We start from the raw sequence: 17,390 nt of genomic DNA, 5'->3' as shown, positions 1-17,390 counted from the left end.
TAGTTTTCCGCCATTATGTGCGTTGTCTGAGGACTAGTTCACCCCTACTACGTCACCCAAGGTAGCACCTATTTCTTCATTCAATACCAAATTGGCATATTTATCGAAATCGGTTGGATCTCGATTGAGTATGACTAGTTGCGCGCCATTCTGTCGGGCAGTGATGGGAAACGTGGCAGCTGGGAATACTTTTAATGAAGAGCCAACTGCTATCATGAGGTCGCAAGCAAGTGTTTCTATTTGAGCTGCGTGCATTTTTTCTTTTGGCATTGGCTGCCCAAAAGAGACTGTTGCTGTTTTTATAATTCCGCCGCAGTCCGGACAATTTGGGGCTAATCCATCCTTTAAATACATCTTTCTTATCCACTCTAGTTCGTGCCTAATATTGCAGTTGAGGCAAGTTGCGTAAGTAGAGTTGCCGTGAAGTTCTATAATATCCTTCTCTGGCACGCCGGATTTTTGATGAAGGCCATCGGTATTTTGGGTAATGACTGCTGACGCTTTACCCCTTTGTATCAAACTGCTAACAGCTCTGTGGCCACGGTTGGGTTCGGCATTAATCATGTCATCATGCCGGAAGAAACGCTGCCGCCAATATTCATTGCGGCAATCCGCACTCTCAATGAAATCTTGGAACATCACCGGTTTGAATTTTTCCCAGAGCCCCCCCTTTGAACGAAAGTCTGGGATGCCTGACTCGGTTGAGATGCCCGCACCTGTAAAAAAAACAATTCGCTCACTATTTTTTAATAGCTTTGCAAGTCGTGCCATACTTTCTTCAGAATTTTTCATTTGTTTTCTGTTATTGTAACTTATGAATATCAAAATCTCAGGGGAGTTATGGTGTTCCCAGTAGCACTTGTCTCAACAAAAAGGATACTGATTTCTTCTCAGCAAGGCGTGTTGATTGGACGATTAGGTGTTTAGTTAATCGCATTTTTATTAACCCTTATTTTCTTATCGACCGCGCTAAAGTGCATTTTTTTAATTCTATCAGGTATACATACGTTGGTGGTTTGGTGCTTTTTCAAAGACATCTACATATGTGAGTATTTATAGCGCATTTCACCACGACCCCGTAAGGCCCAGGATTATTAATCAAGCAACTAGGGGATTTTTGCTGGAAATCCTAGCGTGAAAAGCGTAAACCTTTCGGCCTTGAATATCACGATATGGTGTGGCCACGTATAGACTCATTTTATTCTACCGTTAATGAGATTGGAGGACAGCATGGCAAATCTGTGGAAGCCCGATAGCTGGCGTGGTTATCCTATTCGGCAGGTCCCAGAGTATCCGAATCACGATAAACTATCGTCGGTTGAGGCTGAATTGTGTGCTTTGCCGCCTTTGGTGTTTGCAGGAGAAGCTCGGCGTTTGCGTCAACAATTAGCAGATGTAGCCGATGGAAAAGCTTTCCTTTTACAAGGTGGGGATTGTGCGGAAAGTTTTTCAGATTTCAGTGCGAATAGTATTCGTGACAGTTTCAAAGTATTGCTTCAAATGGCTGTGGTACTTACTTTTGGAGCTTCCTGTCCAGTTGTTAAGGTCGGACGCATGGCAGGACAATTTGCCAAGCCTCGGTCAGAACCGGTAGAGGTCAAAGGCGATATTGAATTACCTAGTTACCGTGGCGATATTATCAACGGCATTAATTTTGAAGCGCCTGACAGGGATCCTGACCCAAATCGTATGATTAGGGCATATAATCAGTCTGCATCGACCTTAAATCTAATTCGAGCTTTTGCCCAGGGTGGTTTCGCCGACCTTCATCAAGTGCATCAGTGGAACCTAGACTTTGTTGCCGATAACCCAGCTAGTGATCAATATGAGGCACTTGCTCAACGTATTGATGAGGCCTTAGGTTTCTTAAAGGCCTGTGGAATCACTGGTGATGCTGTGCAACAGATGCGCGAGACTGATTTCTACACCAGCCATGAAGCATTACTTCTTTGTTATGAGGAGGCGCTAACACGGCAGGATAGCCTTACTGGTGATTGGTTTGATACTTCCGCACATATGGTTTGGATAGGCGATAGGACGCGAGACCCGAAGGAGGCGCATGTTGAATACATGAGGGGCATCCACAACCCTATTGGTATCAAGTGTGGTCCCACCAGTGATCCTGACACCCTCTTATCACTTTTAGATGTTCTCAATCCTACCAATGACGCGGGGCGTATTACCCTAATATCCCGTATGGGGCACGAACTCGTAGAGAAGCATTTGCCTAAATTAATACGTGCAGTGCAGCGTGAAGGGGCTAAAGTTGTTTGGTCGTCCGATCCGATGCATGGTAATACCATTAAATCTACCAGCGGATATAAGACGCGCCCATTCGATCATATACTCTCCGAAGTGCGGCAGGTATTTGCTATACATCAGGGTGAAGGCTCGTATGCAGGCGGTATACACGTTGAAATGACCGGCCAAAACGTTACCGAATGCTTGGGCGGGGCGCAGGCGATAGATGATGATAGCCTTTCTCAACGATATCATACCCAATGTGATCCGCGACTTAATGCTTCACAGGCATTAGAAATGGCCTTTTTGTTGGCTGAAGAGTTGAAGGTGCTAAGAACCGAGTGTAAAAAATGATTTGATAGCAGTAAATTATCAATCACAAAAGTTAATCGATATAAAATTCAGCAATGTAAATAATCCATTAGTAAAACTTCACATATATCATTACAAACGATAATAATAAAAATACCATTACTTATATTTAATTAAATAATGATGCCTTGCTTGAAAAAATAATTTCCCTTCAAATCAATTTTTCTGTTTTTCTCATAATCATTATCTTTACTATACATCCTTGATACTTTTGTAAAATATCTTAGCTAAAATAAGTGCTCAAATTTATTTGTTTTTTGCGCGAGTTTCTCTGGTCCTTTTATCAATTTTGCAAGCTATTAAAGCATTGTTATTAACTGTGTGTAAAAACTTGATTTTTTATTCGGACTTACGATAACTGTGCTTCGCACATACAGCGGAAAAAAAAGGAATGAAAATAATATAATGACCGATCAACTCACCATCGCATTGGCGCAACTCAATCCAACGGTAGGCGATGTTAAAGGCAATCTGGAGCTTATTCAGGATGCGCTTAAGAGCTCAAATGGCGCCGACTTGGTATTGTTTTCTGAATTGGTGGTATCTGGTTACTCGCCAGAGGATTTGGTTTTAAAGCCTTTTTTTCAAGACAAGGTGCAGGAGGCAGTATTTAGCCTTGCTGCGGAAACAGTGGGCGGTGGCCCAGCAATACTCCTTCCAGTGCCATGGCGTGTAGATGGCGTCCTTCACAATTCTGTTTTATTGGTGGATGAAGGAGAGGTTAAAGCGGTTCGCTCCAAGCACGAGCTTCCAAATTATGGTGTATTTGATGAAAAGCGTGTTTTTACTCCAGGCCCTATGCCAGGCCCCATAAACTTTCGTGGCGTGCGCTTAGGGGTTCCCATTTGCGAGGATATCTGGACGCCAGATGTTGTGGAATGCCTTGAGGAATCTGGTGCTGAAATATTACTAGTTCCAAATGGCTCGCCCTTTGAGGGTGACAAAGTAGACCGTCGCCTTAACCATACTGTTGCTAGAGTGAACGAAAGTGGTCTTCCGCTGATTTATGTGAACCAGGTTGGTGGTCAGGATGAGCTCGTATTTGATGGGGCAAGTTTCGTACTCAATCATAACACCGAGATGGCGTTGCAACTTCCTTCCTGGCAAGAGGCCGTGGTCTTGACAGAATGGATCCGTAAGGGAGATGCGTGGCATTGTATCCCCGGTACGTGTATGCCACCAGATGGTGGTGTCGCAGCAATATATCAGGCGATGGTGCTCGGCTTGCGGGATTATGTTAATAAGGCGGGTTTCCCTGGTGTATTATTAGGTCTTTCAGGAGGTGTTGATTCGGCGTTAAGTGCGGCCGTTGCGGTAGACGCGCTAGGCCCTGATAGAGTTCGCTGCGTAATGATGCCGTCACCCTTTACCAGCAAGGAAAGTCTGGAAGATGCATCCGAAGCTGCGTCACTACTGGGTATTCGCTATGATACAGTATCGATCGAGCCCGCGATGGCAGCCTTTGATCACATGCTTTCGCCAATATTTGCAAATCGTAAAGCGGACGTGACCGAGGAGAATATTCAATCGCGTAGTCGAGGACTGTTGCTGATGAGCATTTCAAATAAATTTGGTGACATGTTACTTACAACTGGAAATAAATCTGAAATGGCAGTTGGTTACTCAACCCTTTACGGCGATATGAGTGGCGGTTATTCGGTGCTGAAAGATGTTTACAAAACAGATGTTTTTAGGGCTTGCCATTGGCGAAATGATAATTGTCGTGACGAGTTTTTGGGACCGAATGGGCGTGTTATTCCGGAACGGATAATAACCAAGCCGCCGTCAGCAGAATTGAAGCCAGATCAGACCGATCAGGACACGCTGCCACCTTACGACGATCTGGATGACATCTTGGGCTGCCTTATTGAAGGTGAGATGGGAATAGACGAGATTGTTTCGCGCGGGCATGAGCCGGAAACAGTTCAGCGGGTGTGGCGGATGCTTGACGGAGCAGAGTACAAGCGTCGACAGGCGCCGCCAGGTGTCAAAATAACCAGCCGTGCGTTTGGTCGTGATCGACGTTATCCTATTACTAATTCTTTCCGTAATATTCTTTAGGTATTATTGCAAAAGCAGGGGGTCGGAATTGTGAATCGACGCGAGAGGCGGAGAGCAAAAAGGAACAACAGCCAGAGAAGGCAGGGAGCATCGGCACTAACAGATGTACCGGCGAGTGATATTGACGGTTTAATGGCTGAGGCAGCTAGGTTGTATGAAGCAGGAGATGTAAGGGGAGCGCAGTCATCTTTTGAACGTGTAATAGCAATGAACCCTACACACGCAGAAGCTCTATTTGGACTGGGTGTGCTGGTTGAGCAAGGGGGCGATCTAATTACGGCCAAACAGCATTATCGTGCTGCTATTGAATCTACGCCAGGCCACGCGCCTTCACTCGTTAATTTAGGAAACATACTCCGATCCGAGCGAAAATATCCGGAAGCAATTGAATTATTTGAACGTGCCGTGAAGGAGGCGCAAGATGTTCCCCTCGTTCATAATAATTTTGGGATTGCATTACACCATAGTGGGCGCACCGAGGATGCAATTTCAGTTTTTCAAAAAGCACTTGAACTTGATCCGCGGTTTGTAGAAGCAAGTTGCAATTTGGGTGCAGTTTTTGCCGATTTAGATCGCTTTGAAGAGGCTATTGAATGTTTTGAGCGAGCGTTGGAGCACTCACCCGATAACAGTGCGGTGCTGGCAAATCTTGGGAATGCATTAAATGGCGTTAATCGAATTGAAGAGGCCATATCGACGCTCGAGCGTGCTATAGAATCAGATCCTTCTAATGCTTTTGCTTATGCAAAACTCGCAACTCTCAATGAGCGGCTTAACCATCTTGATAAAGCTCGAGAGCAAATAGCGAAAGCGAAAGTTCTGGCGCCAAAAAATCCAGAAATTCAGGTTATGAATGGAATAATTGCCGGAAGAGACAAAAACTATGAATTGGGTATCCGTGAGATAGAGGCCGGCATTCCCTCACTTTACTCACCTAACATTCTTTGTCGTGCCCATTTTGAGGCTGGCCACTTACATGACCGTTTGAACGATACTGCAAGTGCTTTTAAGCATTACATGCTTGGGAATAGTCTAATTGAAGAGAAAGCTGTGTGTGTAGGGGTTGACAGAATTGATTATCTAGATGAAATAAAGACAAATATTGAGCATATAAAGAATCATAAAAAAGACTATTTGATAAATAATAAATTCGAGGAAAAAAATAATCCGGTATTTATAGTTGGTTTTCCAAGGTCAGGAACAACATTGTTAGAGCAAATACTAGACTCTCACCCAAAAATAGATGTTTTAGATGAAAAACCTGTCGTTGAAGAAACAATTAATTACTTTAAAAATAATATTGGCAAATATCCACAATGTATTAATAAAATTGATGGTATTTACATAAATCAAATAAGAGAGCATTTTTACAATGCAATTAGCCAACACATGGAAATAAAAAAAGAAAGAATACTTGCCTGTAAGATGCCATTAAATATGGTGCACGCCGGCTTTATTTATAAAATTTTTCCTGATGCTAAGTTTATTTTTACTGCACGGCATCCATGTGACGCTTGTCTAAGCTGTTTTATGCAGCATTTCACGTTGAATAGAGCAATGACGCACTTCACTTCGTTGCAATCAACAGCAGAATTCTATGCTTTGGTAGTCGGTTTATGGCAGCACTATTCGGAGCTCCTTCCCCTGCGATTGCATACTTTCAAATATGAAAGCTTGGTGGAGAGTTTTGAGGAAACTGTATTGGAGGTGCTAAAATTTGTTGGCGTGGATTGGGATGAGGCAGTGCTAGCTTATGATAAGCATGCCGGAGGGCGGACTGTTATGACACCATCATACTCGCAGGTGACCCAGCCCATTTACGATAGTTCGAAAGAACGCTGGCGGCGGTACTCGAGGGAAATGGAAATGGTTTTGCCAATATTAGAGCCGTTCATGGAATACTATGGGTATAGCGCCACGTGTTCGCCTGAAAAAATAATAGAATGACCCCGCCTATCGTAATACTTGATAGCCCCCAACTTGGTGAAAATATAGGATTTGCCGCTCGTGCAATGCTCAATTGTGGGTTGAAGGAACTGCGTCTAATTTCGCCACGGGACGGTTGGCCAAATCCAGCGGCGCTAGCTGCTGCTGCCGGAGCCGGTAGCGTCATCGAGTGTGCCAAAGTTTTTGACTGTCGTTACGATGCTATCAGTGATTGTCATAAGCTTTTCGCGGCTACAGCACGCCGGCGAGAGCAAATCAAGCGTATTCTCTCGCCACGAGTCGCGGCAGCAGAGGTTAAGACTATTCGAGGTGATGTCCAAACTGGGATACTATTCGGCCCGGAACGATCAGGCTTAGATAACGATGCAGTGGCATTGGCCGATGCTGTTATTGAGATTCCAATTAATTCCGAATTTAATTCATTTAGCTTACCACAAGCGGTTTTATTGATCGCTTACGAATGGCAAATGGCGGATGGGGAAGCCGGCTCGGAGATTAGAAGTTTTAGTAACTTAGCATCCAAGGAAAAATTATTATATTTTTTCAACCGACTTGAGACAGCCTTGGATGACAGCGGCTTTTTCCACGTTAATGAAAAACGACCCTCTATGGTTCGCAACATTCGTAATATCTTTCAGAGGAGTAGCTTGACTGAGCAAGAAGTAAACACATTGCAGGGTATAATTACAAGTTTATCTAGGCGTGATAGCTAGAGGAGGCTCAACTGTTCGGGTATTTTTTGAGAAATCGGTGCTAGCAGATTTTTGTCATCATTTCTTACGTTATTAACCCTGTTGGAGACTCTGTGTAGACAAATAGGTTTGGAGTAGGGTTTTAAAATTGAGAAGAGTTCCGTGGCTGGAGCAGAAAGCCAAGTGGCGTAATCTTTGATGTTTACAATCACAGGCATTCGGTGATGAATATGCGCAATTAATGGTGATGCCTTGGTTGTTACGATAGCGAAAGCAGTAGAAATTTTACCATCCATGTTAGTATAAGGTTCCCAAATTCCTGCGAAGGCGAAGAGTTTTTCGTGCTGGGGATGTATAAGCCAAGGCTGTTTCTTTCTGCCGTCTTCTGCTGTCCATTCGTAGTATCCGTCTGCTGGAATTAGGCAGCGCCGGTACTTGACGGCTTCTCGAAATGCTGTTTTGCGGTGTAAAGTTTCTGACCTTGCGTTAATTAGTTTGCCAGTCTTTTTGTTAGAATGAGACCAAGGCGTATTTAGTCCCCAACACGAAGACATCAGTTCATTACGTTTGTTGGACACATGAACAACTGGCACAAGTTGTGTTGGTGCAACGTTGTATCGTGGTTCAATATTGATAATGTTCGATATACCGCTATCAATATGGAATAGGTCTCTGATTTCCACCAAAGAGGATGAGATAGTATAACGTCCGCACATGCCATGCATAATGACAAAAAAATCACGGAGATTCACCATGCAAAATCATATTATTCGTGTTTGGGCATCAGCGGATAAGCACAAACGGGAGGAGGAGCTAGCATGGAAGCTTGCTTTGCTTGCTTCTGATGAGGTGCCGGTCGAAAAAAATGTGGAATCGATGGTAATCAATCGTATCATCGATAATGCGGCAGTCGCTATGGCTTCGCTGAATCGTTCCCCAGTCATAACAGCTCGTGACCAGGCTTTATCCCACCGCCGTTCAAATGGGGCAACGCTTTTCGGGACATCAAGTGATTTCCGGGTGCATGCTGAGTGGGCAGCATGGGCAAATGGTACAGCCGTGCGTGAGCTTGATTTTCATGATACCTTCTTGCATTTGGAGTTTGGTCACCCAGGTGACAATATCTGTCCACTATTAGCAGTCGCCCAACAGATGCACAGAACTGGGGCCGATATAATTAGAGGAGTAGTTACAGCATACGAAGTGCATGTATGTCTCATGCGATCAATTCAATTGCATAGTCATAGAATAGACCATGTAGCACATACTGGAGTGGCTGCGGCCGCAGGCATTGGAGCATTATTAAGATTAGAACCAGAGGTTATTTATCAAGCTATTAATCAGACCTTGCATGTGTGTTGTTCGACGCGTCAGTCAAGAAAAGGATTAATCTCGACATGGAAATCAGCTGCGCCGGCACATTCCTCCAAGCTCGCTATTGAGGCTGTTGACCGTGCGATGCGTGGCGAGAGTGCTCCTTCTCCGATCTATGAGGGTGAGGATAGTGTTATTGCATGGCTTCTTGATGGAGCTAAGACAGAATATCAAATAGACTTGCCAGATATCGGAGAGTCAAGGAACTCAATACTTCAAACATGGACAAAAGCGCATTCAGCTGAATATCAAGGGCAGGCATTTATTGATCTCGCTTTCAAAATGCGTGGCCGCATCGAAAACCTAGCGCTCATATCCGAAATCACGATAACGACAAATAAGCATAGCCACAATGTTATTGGATCAGGATCCGCTGATCCTCAGAAATATTCGCCGGATGCTTCGCGAGAAACTCTTGACCATTCACTACCATATATTTTCGCGGTAGCACTTGAAGATGGAGCGTGGCATCATGAAGCCTCATATTCTGAAGAGCGAGCGCATCGCCCCGAGACACAAATACTTTGGAAAAAAATTAAAACAGAAGAAGACGATCTTTGGGAGCGACGTTATTTATCACTTGATCCTAAGGAAAAGGCATTTGGCGGTGCCGTTCGAATTTCACTCAAAGATGGTAGGGTTATTGAAGATGAAATTCTTTTTGCCGACGCGCACCCTCAAGGTGCAAAGCCATTCAAACGTGAGGATTATATTGCCAAGTTTTTGACGCTTTCAGCTGGTGTTGTAAGTGATCATGAACAACACCGCTTCATCGATTGTATGGAGCAGCTCGCGAATATAAAATCAGACCAGGTGTTTGGAATTAATCCCATTGCTGATATCGGTGTCCTAAAACGTGGGGGATCGGGCATCTTCTAATTGTCGTTTTTGGATGGTACTGATCATATCCATTAATGAGGTGTCATATTGCCGGGAGGTAAAAACATGGAATATCAGTTGTTAGGAAATAGTGGAATTAAAATTAGCCAGATTTGCCTCGGAACCATGAATTTTGGGGATACCACCGATTTTAGTCAGGCAACGGCCATTCTTGAAAAAGCAAAGCAGTTAGGGGTCAATTTTATTGACACAGCTGATGGTTATTCTAATGGTGCGTCTGAAAAAATTATCGGCAAACTGATTAATTCTGAACGAGACGAATGGATCTTGGCTACAAAAGTTGGACAGGCGGCCGGCACCGATAAACGCAAAAAAGGTTTGTCCCGGAAATGGATGTTTGAAGCAATTGATCACAGCTTGCGGCGGCTTCAAACTGACTATGTCGATATTTTTTACATGCATCATATCGATTGGGAAACGCCCCTCAAGGAAAGTGTCCATGCGATGGGCGATATCATAGCTGCAGGCAAAGCACTTCACTGGGGTTTTTCAAATCATCGAGGATGGCAGGTTGGAGAGTTAATGCGAATCTGTGACACAATAGGCGTACCTTATCCAATCGTGTGTCAACCGCATTACAATGCGATGATGCGAATTCCTGAGCATGACGTGCTTCCAGCCTGCGAGTATTACAATATCGCTGTGGCGCCTTTCTCGCCACTCGCGCGCGGCGTGCTTACAGGAAAGTATCAGTACGGGAAAAGACCAATCCCGGACTCACGAGCTGCTCGCGGCGATAAAAGCATTCTTGAGCGTGATTTTAGAAAAACAAATTTTCAATTTGTTGATGCTGTAAATGCTCACATAAAGAATCGAGATATGACATTAATCGACTTTGCTATGCTGTGGTTGTTTAACAATAAACTAGTGACGAGTGTTGTTGTGGGCCCACGCACTTCGGTGCATTTGGAAAGCTACTGCGGTTTTTTGGGGAAAGAATTTACAGCAGAAGATGAAGCTCTTGTGAATTCATTGTGCGCAAGTGGGTATGCAACTTCCTTCAATTTCCTTGACCCAAGATATCCGCCAACGGGGCGCTTTGCTAAAACGAGTTAAAACTTGCACGTGTCAAACTAATGAGGCTTTGAATGCTTTCTAATTTCTCGAAATTCCAGAGTGCATCCAAAATTTTGTCTTGTTGTGGTTTTTTAATTACCCCTTCTGTTAGAGTTCGAAATTTAGTCTCTACACACTTAACGTCGGGACCCCGGAGAATATCTTCTGGGGTCTGGGTATACTCTGCCTTAAAACTTTCGCCAGTTTTTAGAGTTGCTTCGAGTCGACAAGAACGTGTTTCTGGGGCAACTTCATCAAATGCGTCATCAAAAATAATTTCGGTTTTACTAATGAGTGTGCGCACATCTTTTCGAAGGTAACGACTATTTTCGAAGCTCATGGCATTCAAAGTTCCATCTAATAAAGTGGCAGCAACGCAGAATGGTAGTGAATGGTCTGCGGTTTCGCGGGTCTTCGGTGCCCAAGTCGCATCTTGATCAATCCATTTATAAAACCCATGCCGGTAAGTGTATATTTTTAGGTTTTTTATTTCAGAAGCATTAATGTCCTTAAAGAGCTTTAAAGCAGCAACGATGGGGACTTGAATGGCATCTCGCACCGGAAATTTTTTAACATTAGTTTTTTGCAGTGCAAATACTGTGCTTTGCTTGAACGTACTAGGAATTTGGATTCGGTCGAAGGTGCCGACTGTTTTTGCATAAAGACCATGAAGCCCTTCAAATGGATCTTCGGGTCCGCTCATTCCGTGCTCAGCTAACAATGCTGCAAAAACACCCTCGCGTGCCGCATTCGGGCCGGCCATTCCTTTCCACATTGATAGGTTGCCGCGCCGGGTCTGATTAAGCGCAATATTGGCGGTGGCAGCAATCGCCACTGCATGCCTCATTTGTTCTGTGTTAAGGTTGAGTAAGTGGGCAGAAGCTAATGCCATTGCGCTAGCAGAGCACACGGGTTGGTCATAACCCTCTGCGTTGAAGGGGGCTGTATCGCAAAGACGAATCTGAACTTCATAACTAATGATTATTGCTGTAAGAATGTCTTGAGGTGACGCGTTAATAGATTCCCCAATTGCTAAGATGCCGGGAATATTATCTGAGGGGTGTGCTGTTGAACGCATTAAATAGGCGTCGCTTAAATCTAGGTAGCGCACCATTGCGCTATTAACTAGGGTTGCATGCTCCACCGAAACTCTTTTAAGTGTTCCAAATATGCGAGCGCTTCTCCCTTCTTTTACCAGCGCCGAGATGTTCTCAGCTGCTTTCGCCGTTGGAGCATTTATAGCTCCAAGTGCACAACCAAAAGAGTCAATCAAACGAATTTTAGTTGCCTTGATGACGTCCGGGGAAAGGTCATCGTAGGTAATGCTATTGGTGAAGTTAATAAGCCTTTTTTCTGTCTCATCCATCACTTTTATTACCAGCGCTTGAGGGTCGCTTGACTAAGGACCATGTGTTAGGCACCTCGCCAATAGGCACCTCAATAAGTGTTGGCCCGGGCGAATTCATGCTTTCATCAAGTGCTGCTCGAAGGGCATCTGGTCCTTTTGCATATAAGCCCGCCATTCCAAATGTTTCCGCCATTTTTGCGAAGTCTGGATTGTGTAAATCTACTCCTATGTGACGTCCACCATATCCCTCTTTTTGGAAACGCTTTACATTACCGTATGCATTGTCAGCAAAAACAACGCATACGACATCGATCCCATGAGCCACAGCGGATGAAAGCTCTTGCACATTAAACATGAAACCACCATCACCACAGATACAAACGACCTTTTTATCTGGTAACGCAACTTTTGCCCCAAGAGCAGTAGGATATCCATACCCGAGGGTAGCCTGGTACCCGGGAGTAATGAGTGTGCGTGGATGATAAATCGGACACCAATTTTGCATAAACGTGGCCATCTGAGTGACGTCTGTAACAAGTATGCCATCCTCTGGAAGTGTGTCACGTAATACTTTACCAAATCCATATTGAGGCTCGAGAGCTTCGAGTTTTGTTAAGGTATCTTTTTTAGCAGCATTTAATTCTGTGGTTCTGCTTTCACGAACTCTGTTATAAAGTCCCACCCTACTTTCCAATAATGGCAGCGCTTTTTTTGCAGTCGTGACCATAGTAATATTGGCCTCACGTGGAAGTTTCGCTTGATTCTTGTCAGGATCAATGCGTATTAATTTAACTTCTTTTTCACGCCCCCATGCTAATCCGGGCGATGAAAATCGTGTTCCCACGACCAGTGCTACATCTGCCTCTTCCCACAATTTTTGGCCTGTTATCATGGTCTGAGCAAGGTAATGGCGATCAGTCAGTGCGCCGCGGCCTGTACGGCTCATAATGACTGGTGCCTCCAGCATTTCGGCTAGATTCTTTAATTCTGTTTCTGCACCGAATATACCCGAACCGACGAGTATAATAGGTTTATCTGCCTCTCCGAGCATCTTTGCCGCAGCTTCAAGTATGTCCTCTTCCACATCTGTTTCGATTTCATAATTCTCAGCGTCAAGCAAAGAAACATCGCTCTTTTTCCCCATGATATCGGGAGCCATTTCAAAAACGACTGGCTGCTTACGTCCCCTAAGCATTTGACTAAAAGCCTCGTGAAGAACTGAAGGAGCATCGGCTGGGGTATCTGCACGACCAACCCATTTTACAACGCCTCTCATGGCATTTGTTTGATCGATAATCTCATGAGTTGCTCCAAGGCCAATGCCTATTTGATGGGAGGGAATTTGACCTGCGATACATATCACGGGAACGTTTGAACCATATGCAGTGCAAAGAGCAGCACTAGCATTTAATAATCCGGGCCCGGGCCCAACGATGCAAGCGCCAATTTTGCCACTCGCCTGAGCATATCCAAGAGCCATATATGCGGCGCCTTGCTCGTGGCGGGTATGGATTGTCCGAAGGGTATTGCGAGCTTCAAAAAGCGCATCGAAGGTATTGTCGAGTTGAACGCCTGGCAGGCCAAAGATTGTATTAACATCATGGTTTATCAGTGTTTGGATGATAGCTTGACCACCGGTCATATTGGTCATGGGGATTTCCTTTTAAGTTGGTAAGATTATTTACCATGATCTAGAGGTAAGTGAATGATGCTGTTTTATCACTTGCTAAAAAATACTAATGCTCGCATTTCACAGCTCTCCCGCGGATGTTTATTACTATCTTGATTTGGCAGAGGAAATGATGAGTGTGCTGTCCACCTTGCTTTCCCATCTATTGCTGAGTCGTACACTTTGAAAATGAGCACTTCATCGCGCGTCATTTCAGGAAAATATAGCCATTTATGCTTGGCACCATAGGTGACTACGTATGTTTCTCCAATCCTATCGGGGTAAATCCGTCTCGATGGAAAGAGCTCTTTTTTATCAATACAACGCGCGTCACAAATGCAAAGTGGATCAGATTTTATCGGCTTATTAATTGCCCTCCAAACTTGAATAATTGCAAAACGATTTTTTAGAAGCTTGTCTGCTTCATTTGGGAGCAAATCATGGACCCGCTGAGGGCCAGACCACTCAGTGTAGTCGTTGTGAACACGCCGCACCGGCTCGCGGATCGGTTGCCCCTCTCGTGCGGCTTTATTACCAGAGCGCAGCGTATGATCAAAAACATGAACCCGAGTTGCCCCAGACACTAACTGAACAAGTTTTGCTGTCTCATCGTAATAGACTTCCCGCATTTGTTTGGAATTATAAAAATCTTTTACTTTGGTCTTTTGGTTGAGAAACTCGAAACCATGAATATCTAATGCAAATTGTTCTTGCCTTGGCCTTGCGTTCTGAATCCGTACTTTTCGATGTTCGTAATTACCTTGATATATACGTGTAGAATCGGTCTCGTCTCCCGTAAGGTTCTCCGCTGGTGTCCCATCATCAATGTAATACATTAATGGCGCTTCTATTGCTTCTGGGAATATCTTTGTATTGGCCCTGCTAGTCATCCTTGCCCCCTTCCCTCAACATTCTACTACACGCCCGTTAAGCTGACCAATTCCTCAACTCGGTCCATCTCCTCAAGGTGCCATATGGCATCTGCCAGTTTTCGACGGCTTGCTTCATTAAGGATACCGCTACTCATTTTGTTGAATTTCTTCTCAAGATGCCGTCTTGGTAATCCTCGCTCGGAAAGAGCTTGAGTCTGACATCTTTCGGTCACAATTTCCCTTGCAGACGGTAACCTTGCTGCCATACGGCAATTTCTATCTTCTGGCGCTGCGGCAGTAAATCCTGGGTTCAGCTCAATTGTAATTTTACTCATTAATGCGTTGACATCAGGGTCAAGGAACCTCTTTTTTTCAAAAGTCGCAGGGGTGATATCCCCGTCTATAAGTGCAACCGCGGTGCAAAAAGGAAGCGAATGATTCGCGGATTCACGTGTCAAGGGTTTCCAAAACTCAGGGACCCCGATCCATCGTCCAAAGGCTTGGTCGTAGGTATCGATCTTAAGAAATTCAATGTTCAAGGCATCATCAATTTTTTCGCGCATATCCAGTGCTGTGGATACCGGGACAAGGCAGCCGTATCGGACAGGAAAGGTCTTGATATCGCTTTGCTGGACACCAAATTTGTGATTGGCCAACGTCTTTGGGATAGGCACATCATATCGCGTACCTTTCATGAGTTGGTTCCAGACACCCATTTCACCCTCAAAAGGGTCCTCAGCGCAAGTCATGCCAGCGCGCGCAAGGTAAGCAGCAAATACACCTTGTCGCGCAGCATTCGCACCAGATAATCCCTTCCACATAGATAGAGTGCCAGTTCGAGTTTGATTAAGCGCCATATTTGGGATGAGAGCTAATGATAGTGCATGATGCATTTCATCTTTTGAAAGTTCTAGCAAACGGCCTGCACCAAGAGCGGCACCTTGAACAACCTGAAATGGTTGATCCCATCCAAATTTATCATTTGGTACTACATCTGCGAGGCGGCATTGGATTTCATAGGCAGTGGTGATAGCTGCTAGGAGATCTTTTCCACTTTTTTTCTCAGCTTCCGCTGTTGAGATTAGTCCAGCAATGACGTCGGATGGATGGCTCACCCCAGCTTTGACATATGCATCATTCATATCAAGGTAACGTATCATGGCACTATTTACAAAAGTTGCGCGTTCTGGGGAGGTTGGAGTTAGCGTACCAAAAAGCCTTGCTGTTGGCCCTCCGGATATCGGATTTGCTAATCGACGCGATATCCGTACTGGCTCGGCAAAGAACGCTGCCATCGCTACCCCTATTGAATCCAATATACGTTCCTTTGCAGAATCAATTGCGCTATGGGGCAGCTTAGAAAAGGAGACTTTTGTTGCAAAGTTGACAAGTTTGTTGGCGGTTCTATCCATTATACTTCTTATGTGTTTTCAACGCCCGTAAGGGTCACTAAGTTTCCGACAGATTTCATTTTGTTAATGCGCCAGCAAAGACCAAGGATTTTTTTTCGGGCAGTTGATTTTAAAAAAGGTTTTGTGAGATCATTAAATTTTTTCTCGAGGGTATTCTTAGGCATCCCGCGCGCGTCATCTTTTGGTGTCATCTTGATTTCAACGCTGATATTTTTCCCCGTTTTTGTTGTTGCAGTTAACCGACAACAGCGAACTTCATATGCAAGTTCAGCATATTCGTTTGGTAGTGCCACCGAACATTTTTTCATAAGCGATAGAACGTCTCTATCCTTGTACCTTTCTGCGCCGAATGTCTCTGGGACAATCTTACCGTCAAGCATTGCGACTGAAACACAAAACGGTAAAGAATGGTCTGCGCTTTCCCGGGTAGTTGGCTTCCAGAATTCTGGCAGATCAATCCAACGTCCAAAAGCTTGACGGATACTTTCGATCTCTAAATGCTTTATGTCGCGCGCCTTGACTTTTTTTCGTAATTCAAGTGCGGCTAAAGTTGGTACATGACAATTGAAGCGAATTGGAAAGGATTTAATGATAGTCTCCTCAACAGCGAAGGTGTGCTTGGTGAACCTAGTTGGTATGGGAATTTGGTATTGCTCTCCGAACATTTGTTTCCAAACGCCGTAATCACCGTCAAATGGCTGGTCCGGTCCACTTATACCCTCTCGTGCTAGTAGTGCAGCAAACACTCCTTGTCTTGCGCCTGCTGGACCAGCCATTCCTTTCCACATTGAAATACGGCCGGTTCTTGTTTGATTTAAGGAGACATTAGGAACTAATGCAAGTGACAGAGCATTTAGCATTTGAGCTTTGTCTAAGTTTAAAAGTCGGCCTGCACCGAGTGCTGTTCCCATAGCGACGATTGGAGTTTGATCCCAACCAAGTTGATTGACTGGCACTACATCTACATACCGGCACTGAATCTCGTAGGCTATGATCAGGGAGAGCAGAAAGTCTTTACCAGAACAATTCTCTGCTTCAGCAATTGCGAGCAACCCCGGCAAAGCATCGGCTGGATGACTTACAGACTCTCTTATATAGGTGTCAGCCATATCAAGGTATCGGGTCATCGCGGAATTCACAAAAGCAGCGAGATCGGGTGTCGTTGGGGTTAGTGTTGTGAAGGTACGCGCTAAAGGGCCAGCTGCGCTCGGGTAGGCAAGCTTGCGTATTATTTTTACTGTAGGAGCATTATGCGCTCCAATACTTACACCAAGGCAATTGATTAGCCTTGCTTTAGCATTCACAATCGCACGCCGGCTTAAATCCTCGAACTGTAGTTTTCTGGAAAATGTTACCAGCTTATTGGCAGTCTGGTCCAAAAGTGCATTCCTTATTCCGTGCGCATTTGCAGAGTATTAAATGAACCCTATTTTAATTAATTAATGC

At 44.6% G+C, this 17,390-nt stretch carries 13 protein-coding genes; 6 read left to right on the top strand and 7 right to left on the bottom strand.

Annotated features, from left to right (window positions below; translation table 11 throughout):
• Positions 1–33: 33 nt before the first annotated feature.
• Positions 34–792 carry a Sir2 family NAD-dependent protein deacetylase gene (locus VX941_00350; protein MEE2931858.1) on the bottom strand — a complete coding sequence of 253 codons (759 nt, stop codon included), beginning with the start codon at positions 790–792 and terminating at the stop codon, positions 34–36.
• A gap of 438 nt (positions 793–1,230) precedes the next feature.
• Between VX941_00350 and VX941_00345 the strand changes: the two genes are divergently transcribed.
• The 4 genes from VX941_00345 (at position 1,231) to VX941_00330 (ending at position 7,334) form a co-directional block, all read left to right on the top strand.
• The gene (locus VX941_00345) at positions 1,231–2,595 is read left to right on the top strand and encodes a 3-deoxy-7-phosphoheptulonate synthase class II (GenBank protein ID MEE2931857.1); all 1,365 of its coding nucleotides are present in this window, start codon (positions 1,231–1,233) and stop codon (positions 2,593–2,595) included.
• Positions 2,596–3,018: 423 nt separating this feature from the next.
• A complete protein-coding gene (locus tag VX941_00340; protein ID MEE2931856.1) occupies positions 3,019–4,674 on the top strand; it encodes an NAD+ synthase in 1,656 nt (551 codons plus the stop codon).
• 30 nt (positions 4,675–4,704) lie between these two features.
• Positions 4,705–6,621 (top strand): tetratricopeptide repeat protein, encoded by a 1,917-nt coding sequence (locus tag VX941_00335; GenBank protein ID MEE2931855.1) that lies wholly within the window; start codon positions 4,705–4,707, stop codon positions 6,619–6,621.
• On the top strand, positions 6,618–7,334 hold the full coding sequence (locus VX941_00330) for a TrmH family RNA methyltransferase (GenBank protein ID MEE2931854.1): 717 nt from the start codon (positions 6,618–6,620) through the stop codon (positions 7,332–7,334). The genes VX941_00335 and VX941_00330 overlap by 4 nt, the downstream gene beginning before the upstream one ends.
• On the opposite strand, the gene VX941_00325 is transcribed toward VX941_00330, so the two are convergent.
• Positions 7,331–8,068: an SOS response-associated peptidase gene (locus tag VX941_00325; GenBank protein MEE2931853.1), complete on the bottom strand. Its 738-nt coding sequence runs from the start codon at positions 8,066–8,068 to the stop codon at positions 7,331–7,333. The genes VX941_00330 and VX941_00325 overlap by 4 nt on opposite strands.
• Here VX941_00325 and VX941_00320 point away from each other — a divergent pair.
• Both VX941_00320 and VX941_00315 read left to right on the top strand, forming a co-directional pair.
• Entirely contained in the window at positions 8,067–9,566 is a 1,500-nt protein-coding gene (locus VX941_00320; GenBank protein MEE2931852.1) for an MmgE/PrpD family protein, read from the top strand. The genes VX941_00325 and VX941_00320 overlap by 2 nt on opposite strands.
• A gap of 66 nt (positions 9,567–9,632) precedes the next feature.
• Positions 9,633–10,643 (top strand): aldo/keto reductase, encoded by a 1,011-nt coding sequence (locus VX941_00315; protein MEE2931851.1) that lies wholly within the window; start codon positions 9,633–9,635, stop codon positions 10,641–10,643.
• Here the strand turns inward: VX941_00315 and VX941_00310 are convergent.
• From VX941_00310 to VX941_00290, 5 genes are all read right to left on the bottom strand, one after another.
• Positions 10,630–12,009, bottom strand: a complete 1,380-nt coding sequence (locus VX941_00310) for an MmgE/PrpD family protein (protein ID MEE2931850.1) — start codon at positions 12,007–12,009, stop codon at positions 10,630–10,632. The two genes, VX941_00315 and VX941_00310, sit on opposite strands and share 14 nt — an antisense overlap.
• A complete protein-coding gene (locus tag VX941_00305; protein ID MEE2931849.1) occupies positions 12,002–13,642 on the bottom strand; it encodes a thiamine pyrophosphate-dependent enzyme in 1,641 nt (546 codons plus the stop codon). Before VX941_00305 ends, VX941_00310 begins: the two co-directional genes overlap by 8 nt.
• Positions 13,643–13,710: 68 nt before the next feature.
• Entirely contained in the window at positions 13,711–14,550 is an 840-nt protein-coding gene (locus VX941_00300; protein MEE2931848.1) for a CmcJ/NvfI family oxidoreductase, read from the bottom strand.
• Positions 14,551–14,576: 26 nt separating this feature from the next.
• On the bottom strand, positions 14,577–15,944 hold the full coding sequence (locus tag VX941_00295) for an MmgE/PrpD family protein (protein MEE2931847.1): 1,368 nt from the start codon (positions 15,942–15,944) through the stop codon (positions 14,577–14,579).
• Positions 15,945–15,952: 8 nt separating this feature from the next.
• Positions 15,953–17,323, bottom strand: coding sequence for an MmgE/PrpD family protein (locus VX941_00290; protein ID MEE2931846.1), 1,371 nt, complete (start codon positions 17,321–17,323; stop codon positions 15,953–15,955).
• Positions 17,324–17,390 lie beyond the last annotated feature (67 nt).

This window comes from Pseudomonadota bacterium (assembly GCA_036339585.1).
Classification (GTDB): Bacteria; Pseudomonadota; Alphaproteobacteria; order UBA8366; family UBA8366; genus UBA8366.
This window is presented reverse-complemented; position numbering and strand designations above follow the sequence as displayed.